The 16,013-nt window shown below is 63.3% G+C and carries 13 protein-coding genes and 1 pseudogene; 7 read left to right on the top strand and 7 right to left on the bottom strand.

Translation table 11 applies throughout. From position 1 onward, the window contains the following. Positions 1–92 precede the first annotated feature (92 nt). From D5687_RS03950 to D5687_RS03930, 5 genes are all read left to right on the top strand, one after another. Complete coding sequence (locus D5687_RS03950) at positions 93–1,775, top strand: NADH-quinone oxidoreductase subunit L (RefSeq protein WP_125198457.1); 1,683 nt, start codon at positions 93–95, stop codon at positions 1,773–1,775. A gap of 1 nt (position 1,776) precedes the next feature. Then, positions 1,777–2,523: a hypothetical protein gene (locus D5687_RS03945; protein ID WP_125198456.1), complete on the top strand. Its 747-nt coding sequence runs from the start codon at positions 1,777–1,779 to the stop codon at positions 2,521–2,523. A 4-nt stretch (positions 2,524–2,527) separates the two neighbouring features. Then, on the top strand, positions 2,528–5,668 hold the full coding sequence (locus tag D5687_RS03940; RefSeq protein ID WP_240031410.1) for a DUF2309 domain-containing protein: 3,141 nt from the start codon (positions 2,528–2,530) through the stop codon (positions 5,666–5,668). Further along, positions 5,665–5,991, top strand: a complete 327-nt coding sequence (locus D5687_RS03935) for a P-II family nitrogen regulator (protein WP_058575608.1) — start codon at positions 5,665–5,667, stop codon at positions 5,989–5,991. The genes D5687_RS03940 and D5687_RS03935 overlap by 4 nt, the downstream gene beginning before the upstream one ends. Positions 5,992–6,053: 62 nt before the next feature. Beyond that, on the top strand, positions 6,054–6,899 hold the full coding sequence (locus D5687_RS03930; protein WP_125198455.1) for a CbbQ/NirQ/NorQ/GpvN family protein: 846 nt from the start codon (positions 6,054–6,056) through the stop codon (positions 6,897–6,899). Positions 6,900–7,264: 365 nt separating this feature from the next. Here the strand turns inward: D5687_RS03930 and D5687_RS03925 are convergent, their stop codons facing one another. From D5687_RS03925 to D5687_RS03905, 5 genes and pseudogenes are all read right to left on the bottom strand, one after another. After that, positions 7,265–7,855, bottom strand: coding sequence for a hypothetical protein (locus D5687_RS03925; protein WP_125198454.1), 591 nt, complete (start codon positions 7,853–7,855; stop codon positions 7,265–7,267). 254 nt (positions 7,856–8,109) lie between these two features. Further along, a complete protein-coding gene (locus D5687_RS03920) occupies positions 8,110–8,613 on the bottom strand; it encodes a DUF2141 domain-containing protein (protein WP_125198453.1) in 504 nt (167 codons plus the stop codon). Positions 8,614–8,772: 159 nt separating this feature from the next. After that, positions 8,773–9,608: pseudogene (locus tag D5687_RS11410) on the bottom strand (oxaloacetate decarboxylase). 185 nt (positions 9,609–9,793) lie between these two features. After that, complete coding sequence (locus tag D5687_RS03910) at positions 9,794–10,273, bottom strand: DsrE family protein (RefSeq protein WP_125198452.1); 480 nt, start codon at positions 10,271–10,273, stop codon at positions 9,794–9,796. 212 nt (positions 10,274–10,485) lie between these two features. After that, complete coding sequence (locus D5687_RS03905) at positions 10,486–11,859, bottom strand: DEAD/DEAH box helicase (RefSeq protein ID WP_125198451.1); 1,374 nt, start codon at positions 11,857–11,859, stop codon at positions 10,486–10,488. A gap of 368 nt (positions 11,860–12,227) precedes the next feature. On the opposite strand from D5687_RS03905, the gene D5687_RS03900 reads away from it, so the two are divergent. Both D5687_RS03900 and D5687_RS03895 read left to right on the top strand, forming a co-directional pair. Then, entirely contained in the window at positions 12,228–12,779 is a 552-nt protein-coding gene (locus D5687_RS03900) for a DUF2058 family protein (protein WP_125198450.1), read from the top strand. A gap of 159 nt (positions 12,780–12,938) precedes the next feature. After that, the gene (locus tag D5687_RS03895) at positions 12,939–13,997 is read left to right on the top strand and encodes a DUF748 domain-containing protein (RefSeq protein ID WP_125198449.1); all 1,059 of its coding nucleotides are present in this window, start codon (positions 12,939–12,941) and stop codon (positions 13,995–13,997) included. A 15-nt stretch (positions 13,998–14,012) separates the two neighbouring features. Here D5687_RS03895 and rssA read toward each other — a convergent pair whose 3' ends face one another. Both rssA and D5687_RS03885 read right to left on the bottom strand, forming a co-directional pair. After that, a complete protein-coding gene (gene rssA, locus D5687_RS03890; protein WP_125198448.1) occupies positions 14,013–14,954 on the bottom strand; it encodes a patatin-like phospholipase RssA in 942 nt (313 codons plus the stop codon). 544 nt (positions 14,955–15,498) lie between these two features. Then, positions 15,499–15,993: a DUF4174 domain-containing protein gene (locus tag D5687_RS03885; protein ID WP_125198447.1), complete on the bottom strand. Its 495-nt coding sequence runs from the start codon at positions 15,991–15,993 to the stop codon at positions 15,499–15,501. Between the last annotated feature and the right edge of the window lie 20 nt (positions 15,994–16,013).

The following is a 16,013-nucleotide window of genomic DNA, read 5'->3' as shown; positions in this document are numbered from 1 at the left end:
CCGCCCTACCCGGCCCAGGGCCCGGTCGGCGAGCGGAAACGAGATTTTTTTGCAGCGAACTGGCACCGGCCAGTGAAAGATGGAGTCAGGACATGATCAAACTGCAATGGTTGATCCCTTTATTGCCGGTGCTCTCCGCCCTGCTGGTGCACCTGCTGGCCGGTCGCCTCGGCAGGCGGGTCGCCCAGTTGAGCGTGGGCATGGGGGTGATCACTTTCCTCGTCGCCCTCTGGCAGATCGTGGTCTTCATCACGAGCAACCAGGGCCCGAGCTGGATGGGCATCGGCGGCAACTGGGGCAGCGTCTACCTCGACCCCCTGAGCGCCACCATGGCGCTGGTCGTCTCCGGCTTTAGTTTGATCGTGCACATCTACTCGGTGCGCTACATGGCCGAGGAGCCGGGCTACGCGCGCTTCTTCATGCTGCTCGACCTGATGACGGCATCCATCCTGCTGTTCGTCACGGCCGGTGACCTCATCACCCTGCTGATCGCCTGGCACCTGGTCAGCGTGATGATGTACTTCCTGCTCGGCCAGAACACCGAATCGCGGCCGGGCGAGCGCTATGCCTTCTGGACCTTCCTGACCTACCGTATCGGCGACCTGCCGATGGTGCTCGCGGCCGTGATCCTGTTCCAGGCCTACGGGGCGCTGGACTTCCCGACGTTGTTCGACCGGCTGATGGCCGCCCCGGACACCGAGGTGTTCGGCATGCCGGCGGCGATCACCGCGGCCGGGCTGATCGCCGTCTCGGCCTTCGCCAAGTCCGCCCAGTTCCCGCTGCACACCTGGCTGCCCTACACCATGGACGGCCCGACCCCGGTCTCGGCGCTGATGCACGCGGGCATCGTCAACGCCGGCGGCATCATCATCAACCGCTTCGCCCCGGCCTTCGTCAATGCCGAGGGGGTGCTGCACCTGCTGTTCGTGGTCGGCCTGCTCACCGCCGTGATCGGCTCGGTGCTGATGCTCACGCAGAACGACATCAAGAAGTCGCTGGGCTACTCCACCATGGGCCAGATGGGCTTCATGATCATGGAAACGGGCGTCGGGGCGTTTTCGCTGGCCGTGTTCCACCTGATCGCCCACGGCATGTTCAAGGCGACCATGTTCCTGAGCTCGGGTGACCTGATCGGTGATGCGCGCCGCCACGACGACGTGCCGCAAAACCCGCTGTACACCTTCCTCGTCGATCGCAAGACCGGCAAGCCGACGCGGCTACCGTGGCTCGCCATCGGCGTGGTGACCCTCGTCGTTCCGCTGGCCATCCTCCTGCTGGCGCACTGGGCGGTCTCGCCGGACTTCTTCCAGAAACAGGGCGCGATCGTGCTCTTGTTCTTCGGCTGGATCACCGGCGTGCAGGTGCTGTTCGCCACCCACCGGCTGGATGCGACCAACCCGGTGCGCATGATGCTGATGATCCTGCTCTCGTTCGCCCTGATCGTGATCGGTTACAGCATCATCGGTCACACCTTCGAGACCTTCCTCTACCCGGATGCGGCCTTCCGCGAGGCGCTGTATCACGCCGCGGGCCTCGATGCGGTGACCTTCGACGGGCTGGTCATCCTGCTGGGCCTGGTCGTGCTGGTCGGCTGGATCGGCAGCTATCTCGCCAGCCGCGAGGAATCGCTGTTCGGCAACCGCTTCTCCGAACTGCGGCTCACGCTCTACTCCCTGATCTCGCGCGAGCTGTACATCGCCGACCTGTACGAGCGGCTGAGCCAGGCCCTGCTCGAGGGCTCCAAGCGCATCAATGTCTGGATGAGGTGGCGCTGACATGAACACGCTGTTGCTGTTGCTGGCAGGGTTCTTCCTGCCCCTGTTCCCCCTGAGCATGGCCTTCAACTGGCTGCTCGGGCGGTTCAACAACCCCGTGGTTCGCGTGCTGCTGATCCTCGTCTGGCCGCAGATCGGCGTGCTGCTGGTGCTGGCCGCCGGCGTGCCGCTGACCGGAAGCGTCTTCCTCTGGTGGGGCCTGATCACCGCCGCCTTCTACGCCTGGCGCCTGCTCACCGTGCGCGAGCTGGGCCAGTGGGCGGCCATGCTGGCCACTTCGGCCTTCGCGCTGACCTGGGTGATGGCGGCCGACGGCGCGCGGGCAATCGACCTGCATGCCTTCGTGCTCGGCTTTGCCGTCGCACCGGCCCTGCTGGTAGTGATCACCACGCTGCTGGAGCGCCGCCTGGGCGCGGCCTATTCCGGCCTGGTCACCGGCATGGCACGGGACATCCCCCGGCTCGCCGGCCTGATCACGGTGGTGCTGCTCGCCGCAATGGCACTGCCGATTTCGCCCGGCTTCTTCGTCATGCTCGACCTGCTGCTCGAAAGCCACCCCGCGCCGGTGATCGTGGCGCTGTTGACCTGGCTGCTGTGGAGCTGGGCCGGCACCCGTCTGCTGCGGGACACCGTCTTCGGTCCGCGTAGCGGCAAGAACGTCGCCGACCTGCCCGTCCCCCTGGCCTGGGCCTTCGCGGGCGTGATCGTCGCCGCGGTCGTGTTGAACCTGATCTGGACAGGAGTCTGACGCCATGAGCCGACTGACGCTGGGCCATCGCCTGAAAATCCGCTCCATGGTTCACATGGCCGCCGAACCGATCCCGTTCTTCTGGCCGATGCGGACCTTCATCCACCACAACCCGCTGCACGGCCTCGAGCACCTGCCCTTCGAGCAGGGCGTGCGCCAGGGCGAGCAGCTGTTCCACGGCCGGGGCTTCCTGCCACGAACCGACTACCAGCGCTATCATGCCGAGGGCAAGGTCGACGACGCCACGCTCGGCGACGACATCCGACGCTTCCTGGCCGAGCGTGATGCCATCGGCGAACTCGACCTCCAGGGCCTGCTGCAGACCCTGCTGTGCCGCACCCCGGAAACGGTTGGCGTGCGGCTGGACCTGGCCGATGCCGACGACATCAAGTGCGCCATCGACGGCGGGACCTCCTGCGCCGAGGAAACCGCCGACATCGACGCCTTGCACGAGCGACTTGCCAGGCAGTTCCCGCCCGAGCGGCCCCTGTACGAATCGATCGACCTCCTGTTCGGCACCGAGATCGGCACGACCCTCGACGAGCTGGTGATCAAGAGCTGCCTGGACTTCTTCGACGAGGGCCAGTCCACCCTGCAGATGCCGGGCCGCGAGCACGGCTTCTTCACCGCCTGGAGCGCGCTGGCCAAGCGCAACCTGCGCCTGTTCCTGCGCGGCCTGCACATCAAGAAGATCCTCGCCCAGGACGCGTCCGCCGAGGGCGTGATCGCCTACGTGCTGGGTGAACTGGGTATCGAGGAGGCGCACTGGGACGGGCTGATTACCCGCGAGCTGACGCGCCTGCACGGCTGGGCCGGCTTCATCCGCTGGCGCTCGTCGGCCAAGCGCTACCACTGGTCGCAGACCTATCCCGGCGACCTGATCGACTTCCTGGCCATCCGGCTGGTGCTGGGGCTGGCGCTGATCCGCGAGCATGCCCGTCGCAAACGCCTGCCCGCCACCTTCCCCGAGCTGTCACACTACCTCGAGCAACACACCGCCGAGTGCTACCTGCGCCAGGCCTACCACGGCGGCACCGTCCAGCCGGAATGGGCCCACCGCGTCGACGACGCCCTGGCACACAAGCACCCCGGCCGCATCAACCGCCTGCTGCCCGAGTACCTGCAGGCCGAGCGCATCGCCGAGACGCGCCGACAGGCCGACCGACTGCTTTCGCTGGCCGAGGCCGCCGGGCAGACCGAGGCGCTCAAGGCACTGGACGCCGACCAGACCGACGCCCTTCTCACCCTGCTCGACGAGTTCGAGGATGGCGAAGGCATGATGTGGCTGCGCGCCATGGAGGCGGTCTACCGCAAGTCGGTCCTCAACGAGATCAAGCTGCTGCCACCGGCCAAGCGCGAAAAGCGCCCGTTCGCCCAGGCGCTGTTCTGCATCGACGTGCGTTCCGAGCGCATCCGTCGCCAGCTCGAGCACGTCGGCGACTACCAGACCTTCGGCATCGCCGGCTTCTTCGGCGTGCCGGTCAGCTTCATCGGCCTGGGCAAGGGCACCGAGCTCGACCTCTGCCCGGTACAGATCACGCCCAAGAACGTGGTGCTGGAAGTGCCCACCGGCGCGACGCAGATCGAGACCGATTTCTACTCCTCGGCCAGCCACGTTCTGCACGACGTGAAGAGCTCGGTGCTCTCGCCCTACTTCACCGTCGAGGCCATCGGCCTGCTGTTCGGCTTCGACATGATCGGCAAGACCGTCGCACCGCGCGTCTACGACCGCTGGCGCAATCGCATCGAGCCCAAGGACGCCTCGACCCGTCTGCTGATCGACAAGCTCTCACGCGAACAGGGGGACTCGATCGTCCGCTCGTTGCAGCGGGTGACGATCGTGCGCGCCATCGGCCAGGAGCTCGGCATCGACCGCGACGCGATCACCGACTCGATGATCCGCGAGCTGCGCGAGATCGCGATGGGCAACAAGGAGGGCACCTCGGAATTCGCCCGCCAGTTCGCCTTGAGCCCCGCTGCCGAGGCCGATTTCATCGAGACGCTGCGCGACGAATACCGCATCAACCCGTCATTCGTCTCCATGCAGATGGAGCGCCTGGGCAAGATCGGGTTTTCCACCGACGAACAGGTCTACTTCGTCGGCCAGGCGTTGCGGATGATGGGCATGAAGGAAACCTTCTCGCGTTTCGTCATCCTCGCCGGCCACGCCAGCGAGTCGGACAACAACCCCTACGAGTCCGCGCTGGATTGCGGCGCCTGCGGTGGCGGCCACGGCCTGGTCTCAGCGCGCGTGCTCGCGCAGATGGCCAACAAGTCGGAGGTGCGTCGTCGGCTGGCCGAACAGGGCATCCACATCCCGGATGACACCTGGTTCGTCCCGGCGCAGCACAACACCACCTCGGACGAGATCGTCCTCCACGACCTGGACCTGCTGCCGACCAGCCACCTGGTCTACATGGAGCGCCTGCGCAACGGTCTGCGCGCGGCCAGCCGCCTGTGCGCCGCCGAACGCCTGCCGACGCTGGAGGAAGGCGTCGACCCGAACCTCGACACCACCACGGCGTACCGCCACATCCAGCGCAACACCAGCGACTGGACCCAGGTACGCCCCGAGTGGGGCCTGGCGCGCAACGCCGCGGTGGTCGTCGGCGGCCGCCACCTGACCGAGGACATGAACCTCGACGGGCGCAGCTTCCTACTGTCATACGACTACAAGCTCGACACCAAGGGCCGCCTGCTGGATACCATCCTCTCCGGCCCGTTGATCATCGGCGAGTGGATCAACCTCGAGCACTACTTCTCCGCCGTCGACAACGAGGGCTTCGGCAGCGGCTCCAAGGCCTACCACAACGTCGCCGGCCGCTTCGGCGTGATGACGGGCAACCTGTCCGACATCCGTACCGGCCTGCCCTCGCAGACGGTGCTCAAGGACGGCCGCCCGTACCACGAACCGTTGCGCCTGCTGGTGATCGTCGAGGCGCCGGTACCGCACGTGCTGGCCGCCGCCGGCCGGGTGCCCAAGGCACTGAGCCTGATCGTCAACGGCTGGATCAACGTGGTGGTCGCCGACCCCGAGAGCGGCCACCTGCACTTCTTCGATCGCGGCGAATGGCACGACCTGGGACCGGCACCCCAGCGGGCCAAGCAACTGGAATCCATTGACGCAGAGGAGAGCCCTGCATGAGCAATCTCAAACTCAACCCGCTGAAGAAGCTCGAGATCATCATCGAGGGCGAGCATCAGGAATTCGCCACCGATCTCCTCGACCGCGCCGACGTCAAGGGCTACACCATCGTCGGCAACCTGTCCGGCAAGGGCAGCCAGGGCTTCCACGAAGGCCACCTGATGTTCAACGAGGACGAGGTGCTCATCATGATCATCGCCGCGGTCCCGGAAGAACTGGTCGAGCCGCTGCTCGAGGGCTTCGCCCCGTTTTTCGACAAGCACAGCGGCGTGGTCTTCGTTTCCGACATCCAGGTCAGCCGACTGGTTAAGTTCAAGGGCTGATCGCGGTAGGCTTACGCCCCAAACGTCGCCACCGACACCCCAAATCGAATCGAGAGTGCAACATGCTGTTTGATCAATCCCCCCAGAGCGGCACCAGCGACAGCAACGCGAACGCCGACGAATACCGCATCAAGACCGAGCCGTACTACCGGACGGTCCACGACGAGGTCAATCTCTACGAGGCCGCCTACAAGGCCCGCATGCCGATGATGCTCAAGGGCCCGACCGGCTCGGGCAAGACCCGCTTCGTCGAGTACATGGCCTGGAAGCTGCAGCGTCCGCTGATCAGCGTGGCCTGTAACGAGGACATGACCGCCTCCGACCTGGTCGGCCGCTACCTGCTCGACAAGGACGGCACCCGCTGGCAGGACGGCCCGCTGACCACGGCGGCCCGCATTGGCGCCATCTGCTACCTCGACGAGATCGTCGAGGCCCGCCAGGACACCACCGTCGTCATCCACCCGCTGACCGACCACCGTCGCGTCCTGCCGCTGGAGAAGAAGGGCGAGCTCGTGGAGGCGCATCCCGACTTCCAGATCGTCATCTCCTACAACCCGGGCTACCAGAACCTGATGAAGGACCTGAAGCAGTCGACCAAGCAGCGTTTCGGTGCGCTGGACTTCGACTACCCGGACCCGGAGACCGAAACCGAAATCCTCGCCCACGAGACCGGCGTCGACCGCGACACCGCCGGCAAGCTGGTCGAAATCGCCCAGCGGGCGCGCAACCTCAAGGGCCACGGCCTGGACGAGGGTATCTCCACCCGCCTACTTGTCTACGCAGGCCAGCTGATCGCCAAGGGCGTCGACCCGCGCGATGCCTGCTCGATGACCCTGGTCCGTCCGATCACCGACGACCCGGACATGCGCGATACCCTCGACTCGGCCGTCAGCGCGTTCTTCTCCTAACAAGGAACGCCGGTCCGAACGACAAACGCCCAGCCAATCAGCTGGGCGTTTTGCTTTCAATATCCAAATAACCACGTTTAGTCCCAAACAATCTGTACCCAGGGATCCATCTCCACGCTTACGGTGCAACCCCCAAACCCCAGACTCCAGCGCCGCAGCCGTTGTTTAACGGAGGAGTTCGTCCTTGGATCACATTTGATTCAATCTATCAGGCGGGCGATTCCTAATCTCTAAGGCATTGATGCAGCGCGAGCATCGTGGATCATCTTCATGTCGTCCCTTGCTCCTATTTGGGCAGTTCTCAGTTCAAACTCCACATCTTTCACGAAACCAACCCCCGAACCGAGAACTCGGTTTAGTTTTTTTCACGCACTCCAATCCCCTGTTCTTATCCAATTAATCAACCGACCAATAGTCTGTGAATATAGGACACTCACAAGGAATGAGAGAGCCGAAAAAAGCAGAGCAATAAGTGACCATGGGTAATGGTCTTCCAGATTATCACCCAAACGCCAAACAAAAATATGGGACGTAAACTCACGCTGAGACACGACGGTTCCGCATGAATTTAAAACGTCTTTAAAAACATCAAAACTCAACCTTTGCACACACTCACCGCCCAAGCATATCGCCTCTTTTGTGGATAAAAGGTTAGCAAGATCTACCTTCTCTTCCACGGTAAGATCAATATCCTCTGCGATGGTAAATTTCTCACCCGACTCTATTTTATCGAAAGTCATCATTCGTAGATATCCATATTTATCGACATGAGAGCTAGCAATAAAAAAATCCTTAGCAAAAAATTCCAACCCACCGACTATTTTTGCAGCGCAGGAAGTATCTATCCGGGTAATTGTACGCTGAGCTCCCCCGCCACTCGACGCATCTCGCCACTCGTTTTGGGGGCGAATTTCAAATGGCGATGGGAAGACTGAAAGCGCGAACAGAGAGGTCACACTAAACAAGAAAGTTAGAAAAAAAAACCCGTTTGAAAGGTCGATCCAGGGTCCGCATGGGTCACCATATTTTTGGTTATAAAAATAAATCCTATTTTCTTTTCGAATTAGAAATTAATATTCCTCAGTATAGAATACTATCTCACCGTAATAGGAAGCGGAACACGCAGAAGGGGGCCAGAACCCTTTTAAGACCCAGCCAGTCGGCTGGGCGTTTTGCTGTCTGGCAAGCGACTAACGACAGGACCGCTCCGTCAATAATTAAGGCTGATCGTCATGTCGAGATTCTGTCCGTCATAATCGAAGGCGGCGGCATCGAACCCCGGCGCACCCATCGATGCGCTGGCATCGTTGGAAAAGCCGTAACCCTCCTTGGGCACCCCCAGCCAGTTGGTGGCCAGCTTGCCGTCCACGTTTTCATCATGGATAACGGCCAGCGCATACGTCCCCGGCGAGATGTCGAGAAAGTGGCAACGAGCCCGCGACTCCCGAATTTCCAACATCGCGATATTGGTCGCGGATTTCACGAACTCCTTCGGAAACCCCTCCGACGATTCGAACAGGGCGCAGGCCACCTTGCCGGTGCTGTTACGGATATCCAGGATAGACACGTGAATGCCCGGGCATGGTTCTTCGGCAAGCGCGAAGCCGGGGAGATGCGCCAACATCAGCACGGCACACACGGCAATGCCTCCAGGACCCATGGAGGCCCGCTGGCCCGAGAGCCGCGCCAAAGTGCGTTCGATCAACTTACCCATAAGCCACCTCGTGGCCCCGACATGATTCGCCGGATGTCACAAGACCATAGCCGAAATACTCATCGACGAGCTGACAAATTTAGCCCGCGGGCAAGGGTAAGAGTCGGTCAGCGGTGGTCGCGAGTGGCGACCCACCACGCCGCTTCAATCCGAAGCGGGTTACTTGCCGAATAGCGAGTTGAGTTCCGCCCCGGAAGGCACATTCCCCAATCCATCGAACCGGCCCTGCTCGGCAATCGAGCGCGCCGCTTGCATAAAGCCACCCCAAGCCGCACGAGCCAATGCACCGCCGAGGCTGATGCGCCTGACGCCGAGGTCGGCGAGTTCCTGCACGGTCAAGTTGCTGTCCCAGCCGATCAGCACATTTACCGGCTTGGGTGCGACGGCGGACACGACGGCACGGATTTCGTCAGGCGTCTTTATGCCGGGGGCGTAGAGGCAGTCCGCCCCGGCATCCGCGTAGGCTTGCAGGCGTACAAGGGTGTCATCGAGATCGGGGCGGCCGACGAAGAAGTTCTCCGCCCGCCCGACCAGCAACGTGTCACCGCCGTTCGCATCAATCGCGGCACGCGCCGCCCTCATTCGTTCAGCCGCATCGTCGATTGACCGCAACGGCCGGTTCCGATCCCCGGTCGAATCTTCGATGGAAATGCCGCCCCCCCCGTCTCCACCGCCAAACCCACGCTTTCCGCAACACCCTCGGCGGTCTCGGCGAACCCGCTCTCGAAATCGGCGTTGACGGGCAGATCGGTGGCGTCAACCATCGCGCGAAGGTGGGCCAGGGTCTCGGCACGCGAGAGCTGTCCATCGGCACGGCCACACGACCAGGCGTAGCCTGAACTGGTTGTGGCCAGCGCCTTGAATCCCAGCCCCGCCAGCATCCTGGCACTACCCGCATCCCAGGGATTCGGCAACACGAAGCAGCCCGACTGGTGCAACTCACGGAAGGCAGCGCGTTTCTGGGAAACACCGGGAGAAATACCGGGAGGAGTCATGGAGTCACCTTGCGAATGGGTTGATTTGCCATGCATGGATGAAGCGCCGCGCGGGCTCCTGACAGTCGCGAGCCGCTTGAAATAGTGGGCCACGATCGGCTTGGAAGACAGGCCCCCTCCCACCCCATGACGGTTTCTGGAAAGGAGCAGCCCCCTTACCCGATTTCAGATTAATCAGGCCGTGATCACTTCATGTAGGCATAGCCCTCGTGCTGCAGTTCGATGATCTCGGCATCGGCCATGGGCACCACGTTGACGAACCCATGTACGTCCTCGGGCTTGACGTCATGGAGTGCCGCGGCGGCCGCGCACATGCGGTACTCGATGTTGCCGGCCACGGTAAGCGACTGGGCCCGCTCCATCAGCTCCTTGTTCTCCTGATATTTCTCAACGGTGAACAGCGGGATCTCGTCGCCATGCAGGACCACGACGATATGGGCGTCGAAGACGTCGCCGGCGTATTCGTTGTTCAGGTGACTGACCCGGCCAATGATGCTGTTGAGCGCCTCGGCATCGGCGGCCGCCACGTCGTAGACGACCTTGTCGGGCTGGTAGTCCTTCTCGGTCAGTTCCGCCGTGCCCCAGGGGCGGTTATCACTGGCCATGGCGATAGGAATGGCCATGGCCGGCAGCAGGCAGGCCAACAGCAAGGCACGCTTGGTCATCGGTTTCTCCTCGCATCCCTGAGGGATTGGTTGGGTTCTCCCTTCCGACGGTAGCCGACCCGACGGGCAATACCAATTACTTTGCCTGTTATTCGATAAGGGGCTACACACCCGGCCACATAGTGCGCGCCCCAAACGAACAACGCCCGGCTGAGTAGCCGGGCGTCTCGATTCTCGATCACCGGCCGCAGCCGACGACCAATGCGGTCTGGTTAGCGGTTGCCGCTGCGACCACCGCCCCCGCCGCCGCGGGCACCACGGCCACCGGGACGACCGCCCGGGCCGCGACCGCCACCACCGGGTCCACGCCCCTGGCCGCCGCCGGGACCACCACGACCACGCGGACCACCCTGGCCGCCACCGGGACGACCACCGCCACCACGGCGACCACCACCGGCGTTGTTGCGGCCGTTCGGGATCGGCTCGGGCTTGGCGTTCGGGTCCGGCTCGAAGCCGGGCACGACGTGGCGGGTGAACTTCTGCTTGGTCAGGCGCTCGATGCCGGCCAGCAGCTTGTGCTCGTCGATGCAGACCAGCGAGATCGCCTCGCCGGACTCGCCTGCGCGACCGGTGCGCCCGATGCGGTGGACGTAGTCCTCGGCGACGTTCGGCAGCTCGAAGTTGACCACGTAAGGCAACTGGGCGATGTCGATACCACGCGCGGCGATATCAGTGGCGACCAGCACGCGGATGGTGCCGTTCTTGAACGACTCCAGCGCCTTGGTGCGGGCCGTCTGGCTCTTGTTGCCGTGGATGGCCATCGCTGGGATGTCGCGCTTGGACAGGTACTCGGCCAGGCGGTTGGCGCCGTGCTTGGTGCGGGTGAACACCAGCACCTGCTGCCAGTCCTGGTCGATCAGCAGTTCGGCGAGCAGCTCGCGCTTCTTGTCGCGATCGACCTCGTAGACCGACTGGCTGACCGCCTCGACGGTGGTGTTGCGCGGCGTGACGGAGATCTCGGCCGGGCTGTCGAGCAGCTTGCCGGCCAGGGTGCGGATCTCGTCGGAGAAGGTGGCGGAGAACAGCAGGTTCTGGCGCGCTTCCGGCACGATCTTGAGGATCTTCTTGATGTCGTGGATGAAGCCCATGTCGAGCATGCGGTCGGCTTCGTCCAGCACCAGGACTTCCACCTGGGAAAGGTCCACGGTGCGCTGGTTCTGGTGATCCAGCAGACGGCCCGGCGTGGCGACGAGGATGTCGACACCCTTCTTGAGCTTGTCGATCTGTGGATTGATGCCCACGCCACCGAACATGACCATCGACTTGAGCGGCAAATGGTGGCCGTAATCGAGCACGCTCTGCTCGACCTGGGCGGCCAGTTCACGTGTCGGGGTAAGGATCAGTGCGCGAATCGGACGCTTGCCACCCTTGTGGCCGCCTTCCGGGTGCGTCTCCATCAGGCGCTCGAGCAACGGCAGGGTAAAGCCGGCTGTCTTGCCGGTACCGGTCTGCGCCGCGGCGAGCAGGTCCTTGCCGGACAGTACGGCGGGGATGGCCTGGGCCTGGATGGGGGTCGGTTCGGTGTAGCCGCGCTCTTCGATGGCACGCTGGAGTTCCGGGCGAAGGCCCAGTTCTGAAAACAACATAGAAATGATTTTCCTTGGGGACGAGAACGCTCAGCGCATGGAGGCCATGACGAAAATGGCGTCTCGAATGGCGTGGCGTTTCCCGTCACACGGCCCCGGGAGGGGACGCACGCCAGTCGGCAAGGAAAACGCGGGGTTGATGGCGTGCCGTGGGCACATCATCAGTAATGAAATCGGCAGGACTGGTCAGACCGAGCTGGCGCAGCATAGCAGCTTTGCCCGATCGGCATAGGGAAATCTGCGATGACTAGCGCTTGATGCGGCCGCCGCGCGGCGATATCGATCATGCGCCCCATCGCCACGCCCGAGTCGGTCGCCCGGTCGAACTGATAAACTCTTCGACCTAAATCACGACAGACGGCAGGTTCATGAGCAAGGCATCGCTTCAGGATCAACTACTCAAGGCAGGCCTCGCCAAGAAGGGTGGCAAGCAACCCAAGCAGAAGAAGTCGGCCTGGGGGCGCGTCAATCGCCACGACAAGGACGCGAACACCAAGCCACCGGCCGAGATCGAAGCGGCCAAGAAGGCGGCCGCCGAGAAACTCGAGCGCGAGCGCCAGCAGGCGCGCGAAAACAGCGCCCGCCAGCGCGAGGAAGAGCAGCGCCGCGCCCAGCGTGCCGAGGTTCGCCAGCTGATTCTCGACCATGCCGAGAAGCTCGCCAGCCACGGCGAGCCGTTCTACTTCGTCGATCAGGGACGGATACTGAGCCTGCCGGTCAACGCCCGCCTGCGGCGCGGACTGGCGACCCGCAAGCTGCGCCTGGCCACGTGGGACAAGCGCTACTACATCGTCTCGGCGACCACGGCCGAGAAAATCGCCCAGCGCGACCCGGCCTATCTGCTGGCCCTGCCCAGCGGCGGCGAGATCCGCGATCCAGCCTATGCCGAATTCACCGTTCCCGACGACCTGATCTGGTAATCCCTCCCTTGGGACACGGCTTCCTGTCGGCACCTGCCGGAAAAGCTAAGCTCCCGTAAGCGAACTGAATCGTCGACCCGCCTGTCCAATTCAAGCAAACGACGCGGACGGCAAACGATCCGGAGACGCGCACCCGCCCCGTACTCCCGGGAGGAATCCATGAAGGGCATCAAGAAAAGAAGCGTGGCCTTCGGCCTGATCGCGGTGATCGTGGTGCTGTTGATCTTAGGGCGCGCCTATCTGCCCTACTGGGTCACCGACTATCTGAATACCCAGATTGCTGCCCTCGACGGATATGCAGGATCCTTGGAGGACGTGGACATCCACCTATGGCGCGGCGCCTACGTCGTTCACGGGCTCGAGATCCACAAGTTGGAGGGCGGACTGAAAGAACCCTTCGTCGCCGCGGAAACCATTGACCTGTCGGTGGAATGGAGCGCCCTGCTCGATGGCGCGGTGGTCGCTGAAATCGACATCCACGACGCCGACCTCAATTTCTCCCGGACCCAAAGCGGCGAAGGTGCAGGTTGGCAACGCTTGGTGGAAGCCTGGTCGCCGTTCGATATCAACCGGCTGACCATTCACGGCGGCCGGGTGGCGTATATCGATTACAGCACCGAGCCGAACGTGCATCTGTTTATCGATGACATCGAGGCCCGGGTGACAAACCTGCGTAACGTCGAGCGCGGCGATCCAAGCCTGCCCTCTGACCTGAACATCACCGGCCACTCGATTGGCGACGGGGAGTTGACGGTCGAGGGCAAGTTGAACGTGGTCAAGTCGACGCCCGATTTCGACATCGACCTGGCGTTGCGGGGCGCCTCCCTGGCGGCTTTCAACGACTACACCAAGGCGGCTGCCGCGATCGACTTCGAGAGCGGGACTGTCGGCCTCTTTTCAGAGCTCGCCGCGGTGGACGGGCGCCTGACCGGCTACCTCAAGACGGTGGCCACCGACATTTCGGTGGTCGACCTGAGCGAGAGCGACCAGAACCCGATCAACGCCCTGTGGGAGTCGGCCGTCTCCGTGTTCATGGATGTCTTCAAGAACCAGCCGGAAGACCAGTTCGCCTTCCGCATCCCGATCGAGGGGAACCTAAACGATCCGGAACGAGGCACCTGGGCTGCCTTCCTGAGCATCTTCGACAATGCCTTTGGCCAAGCCTTCACGCGCGACACGGATGGCAATATCCGCTTCGAGGAATTGCTGGAAGACTAACCCGCCAATAGGCAATCACGACCGGTTCTTGTCGCCGATCTCGACGATAAGGGCCGAATCGTCAAGCGCCCGGCGCGCCGCTTCATAGCCTTTCTCGATTGCCTCGTCGGCACGCTCGAATTCGAGCAGGCCGATGTGCGACAGCTTCGGTGAAACCATCAGTTCCGGCGGGTCGCCGGCCATGCGGCTGCGGGTGATGCGGTCCTGCATGATGTTGATCGCACCAGCCATGACGTCGAGCATGCCCGGCGTGGGCTCAGCCTTTTCACGTTCTTCCAGCCACTTGCCAATCCGGCCATCGAGCAGGCGCTCGTCCAGACCGTCGACCCACTTGCGCAGCCCGCTTTCGTTGTCGGTATCGTGCCGCGCCGCTCCGCGGATGTCGCGCACATGCCGACCCACCAGATCGCTGTTGAGATTCACGGCGATCACGACGTCCGCGCCCAGCGCCCGACACAACGACACCGGCACCGGGTCGGTCAGTCCGCCATCGACCAGCCACCGGCCCTCGTTGCGTACCGGCGACATCAGCCCCGGCACGGCAATCGAGGCGTGGACGGCGTCTATCAGGCTGCCCTCCCGCAACCACACCTCGCGGCCGGCTTCGAGGTCGGTCGCCACCGCGGCAAACGGTATCCGCAGTTTCTCGATGTCGACCGGCTCGACCTGCTTGGCCAGCGAGCGCATCAGATCGTCACCCTCGATCAGCCCGCCACCCAGCCGGACATCCAGCAGGCGCATCACGTCCCAGGAGCGGATGCTGCGCGCCCAGGCCTCGAGCTTGTCCATGGATTCGCCGGCGTAGCCAGCCCCGATCAGCGCACCGAAGGAACAGCCGGCGACCACCGTCGGACGGATGCCGGCCTCTTCCAGCGCCTTGACCACGCCAATATGCGCCCAGCCCCGGGCCGCTCCGCTGCCCAGCGCCAGGCCAATCGTGGGTTTGCCGTCGGTCATTGATCAATTCCCTCTCGTTCCATCGAAAAACCCGCCCTGAAGGCGGGTCATATCCGGCTTTTGCCAGCCTTGGGAACGGGCTGCGCGGGTTCGATGCTGCTCTGCGTGTCGTGTGCCGGGCAGATGCAAGGCGCCCGTTCGCCGCGGAAGGGTCATTCCCTTTCCAAGAACGGTAACGCGGCAGGTGCCCGGCTCACGCGCGCCCTTCGGGCCCAACGGGCCAGAGTGGCATCGAACCCGCGTAGGCCGTTCCCCTAATCGTACACCGGGATCAGAGCGTAGACGTTGTTCTGGTAGCCCATCTGCGGCGTTACAGCCCTTGTAAAGGGCGGACGGCCCTTCACAAAATCTGCGCCCTTGGAGGTCCCGCAGAGACGTCATCGAATCGTGCAGCGTTTTCCTAGATAAAGCCGACAAAACGAAGCCGGCGAACGATTAGCCTCTCCTCTCATACTTGCGCGGCGCATCGTCCAAATCAATATCCGGATGATCGAATTTTCTGATCGTGGGCCGGTAGGCGGGTATGGCTCCACGCCGGACGCGATCAAGGGCCCTGGCAGTCATCCGGATCGCGGGCCAGTTCCTTGCGCCGCATTGGCATGCGATCGATCAGGGCCCAGATCGTCTCCAGCGCATCGGGCCGACCGCTGTACTTGCGTTGCCCATCGAGGCCAAACAACAGCAGGCGCGTGTCATCGCCCCTGGACCAGCCCACCCGATCGCGTACGATGGTTGCTGCACTCTTATCCAGCCGCGTCGACTCGAAGTCCGCCGCCTCGCCGCCGTCGAACCGGCGCCACACCGCACCTTCCTCGTCGATGACCAGCCAGTGAATGCGACGCTCGGCCAGTGCGCAGCGATCGTCCCGCAGCCGTTCGGTCCATTCATCCGCCTCCGGACCGCCCTCCACCAGCACCAGCGGGCGCACCTGCCACTTGAGCTTGTCCCAATAGGTGTCGGCCACGGCAGTCGACGGGACCACGCCGAGGCTGACAACGAAGCAAACCCAGGCGGGAACGAATCGAACAAGACGGGGCATGGGGCCTCCGGCGCGGTGCG

It is taken from the genome of Guyparkeria sp. SCN-R1, assembly GCF_003932495.1.
Classification (GTDB): Bacteria; Pseudomonadota; Gammaproteobacteria; order Halothiobacillales; family Halothiobacillaceae; genus Guyparkeria.
The sequence above is the reverse complement of the archived record's forward strand: the minus strand, read 5'-3'. Positions and strand labels throughout refer to the sequence as shown.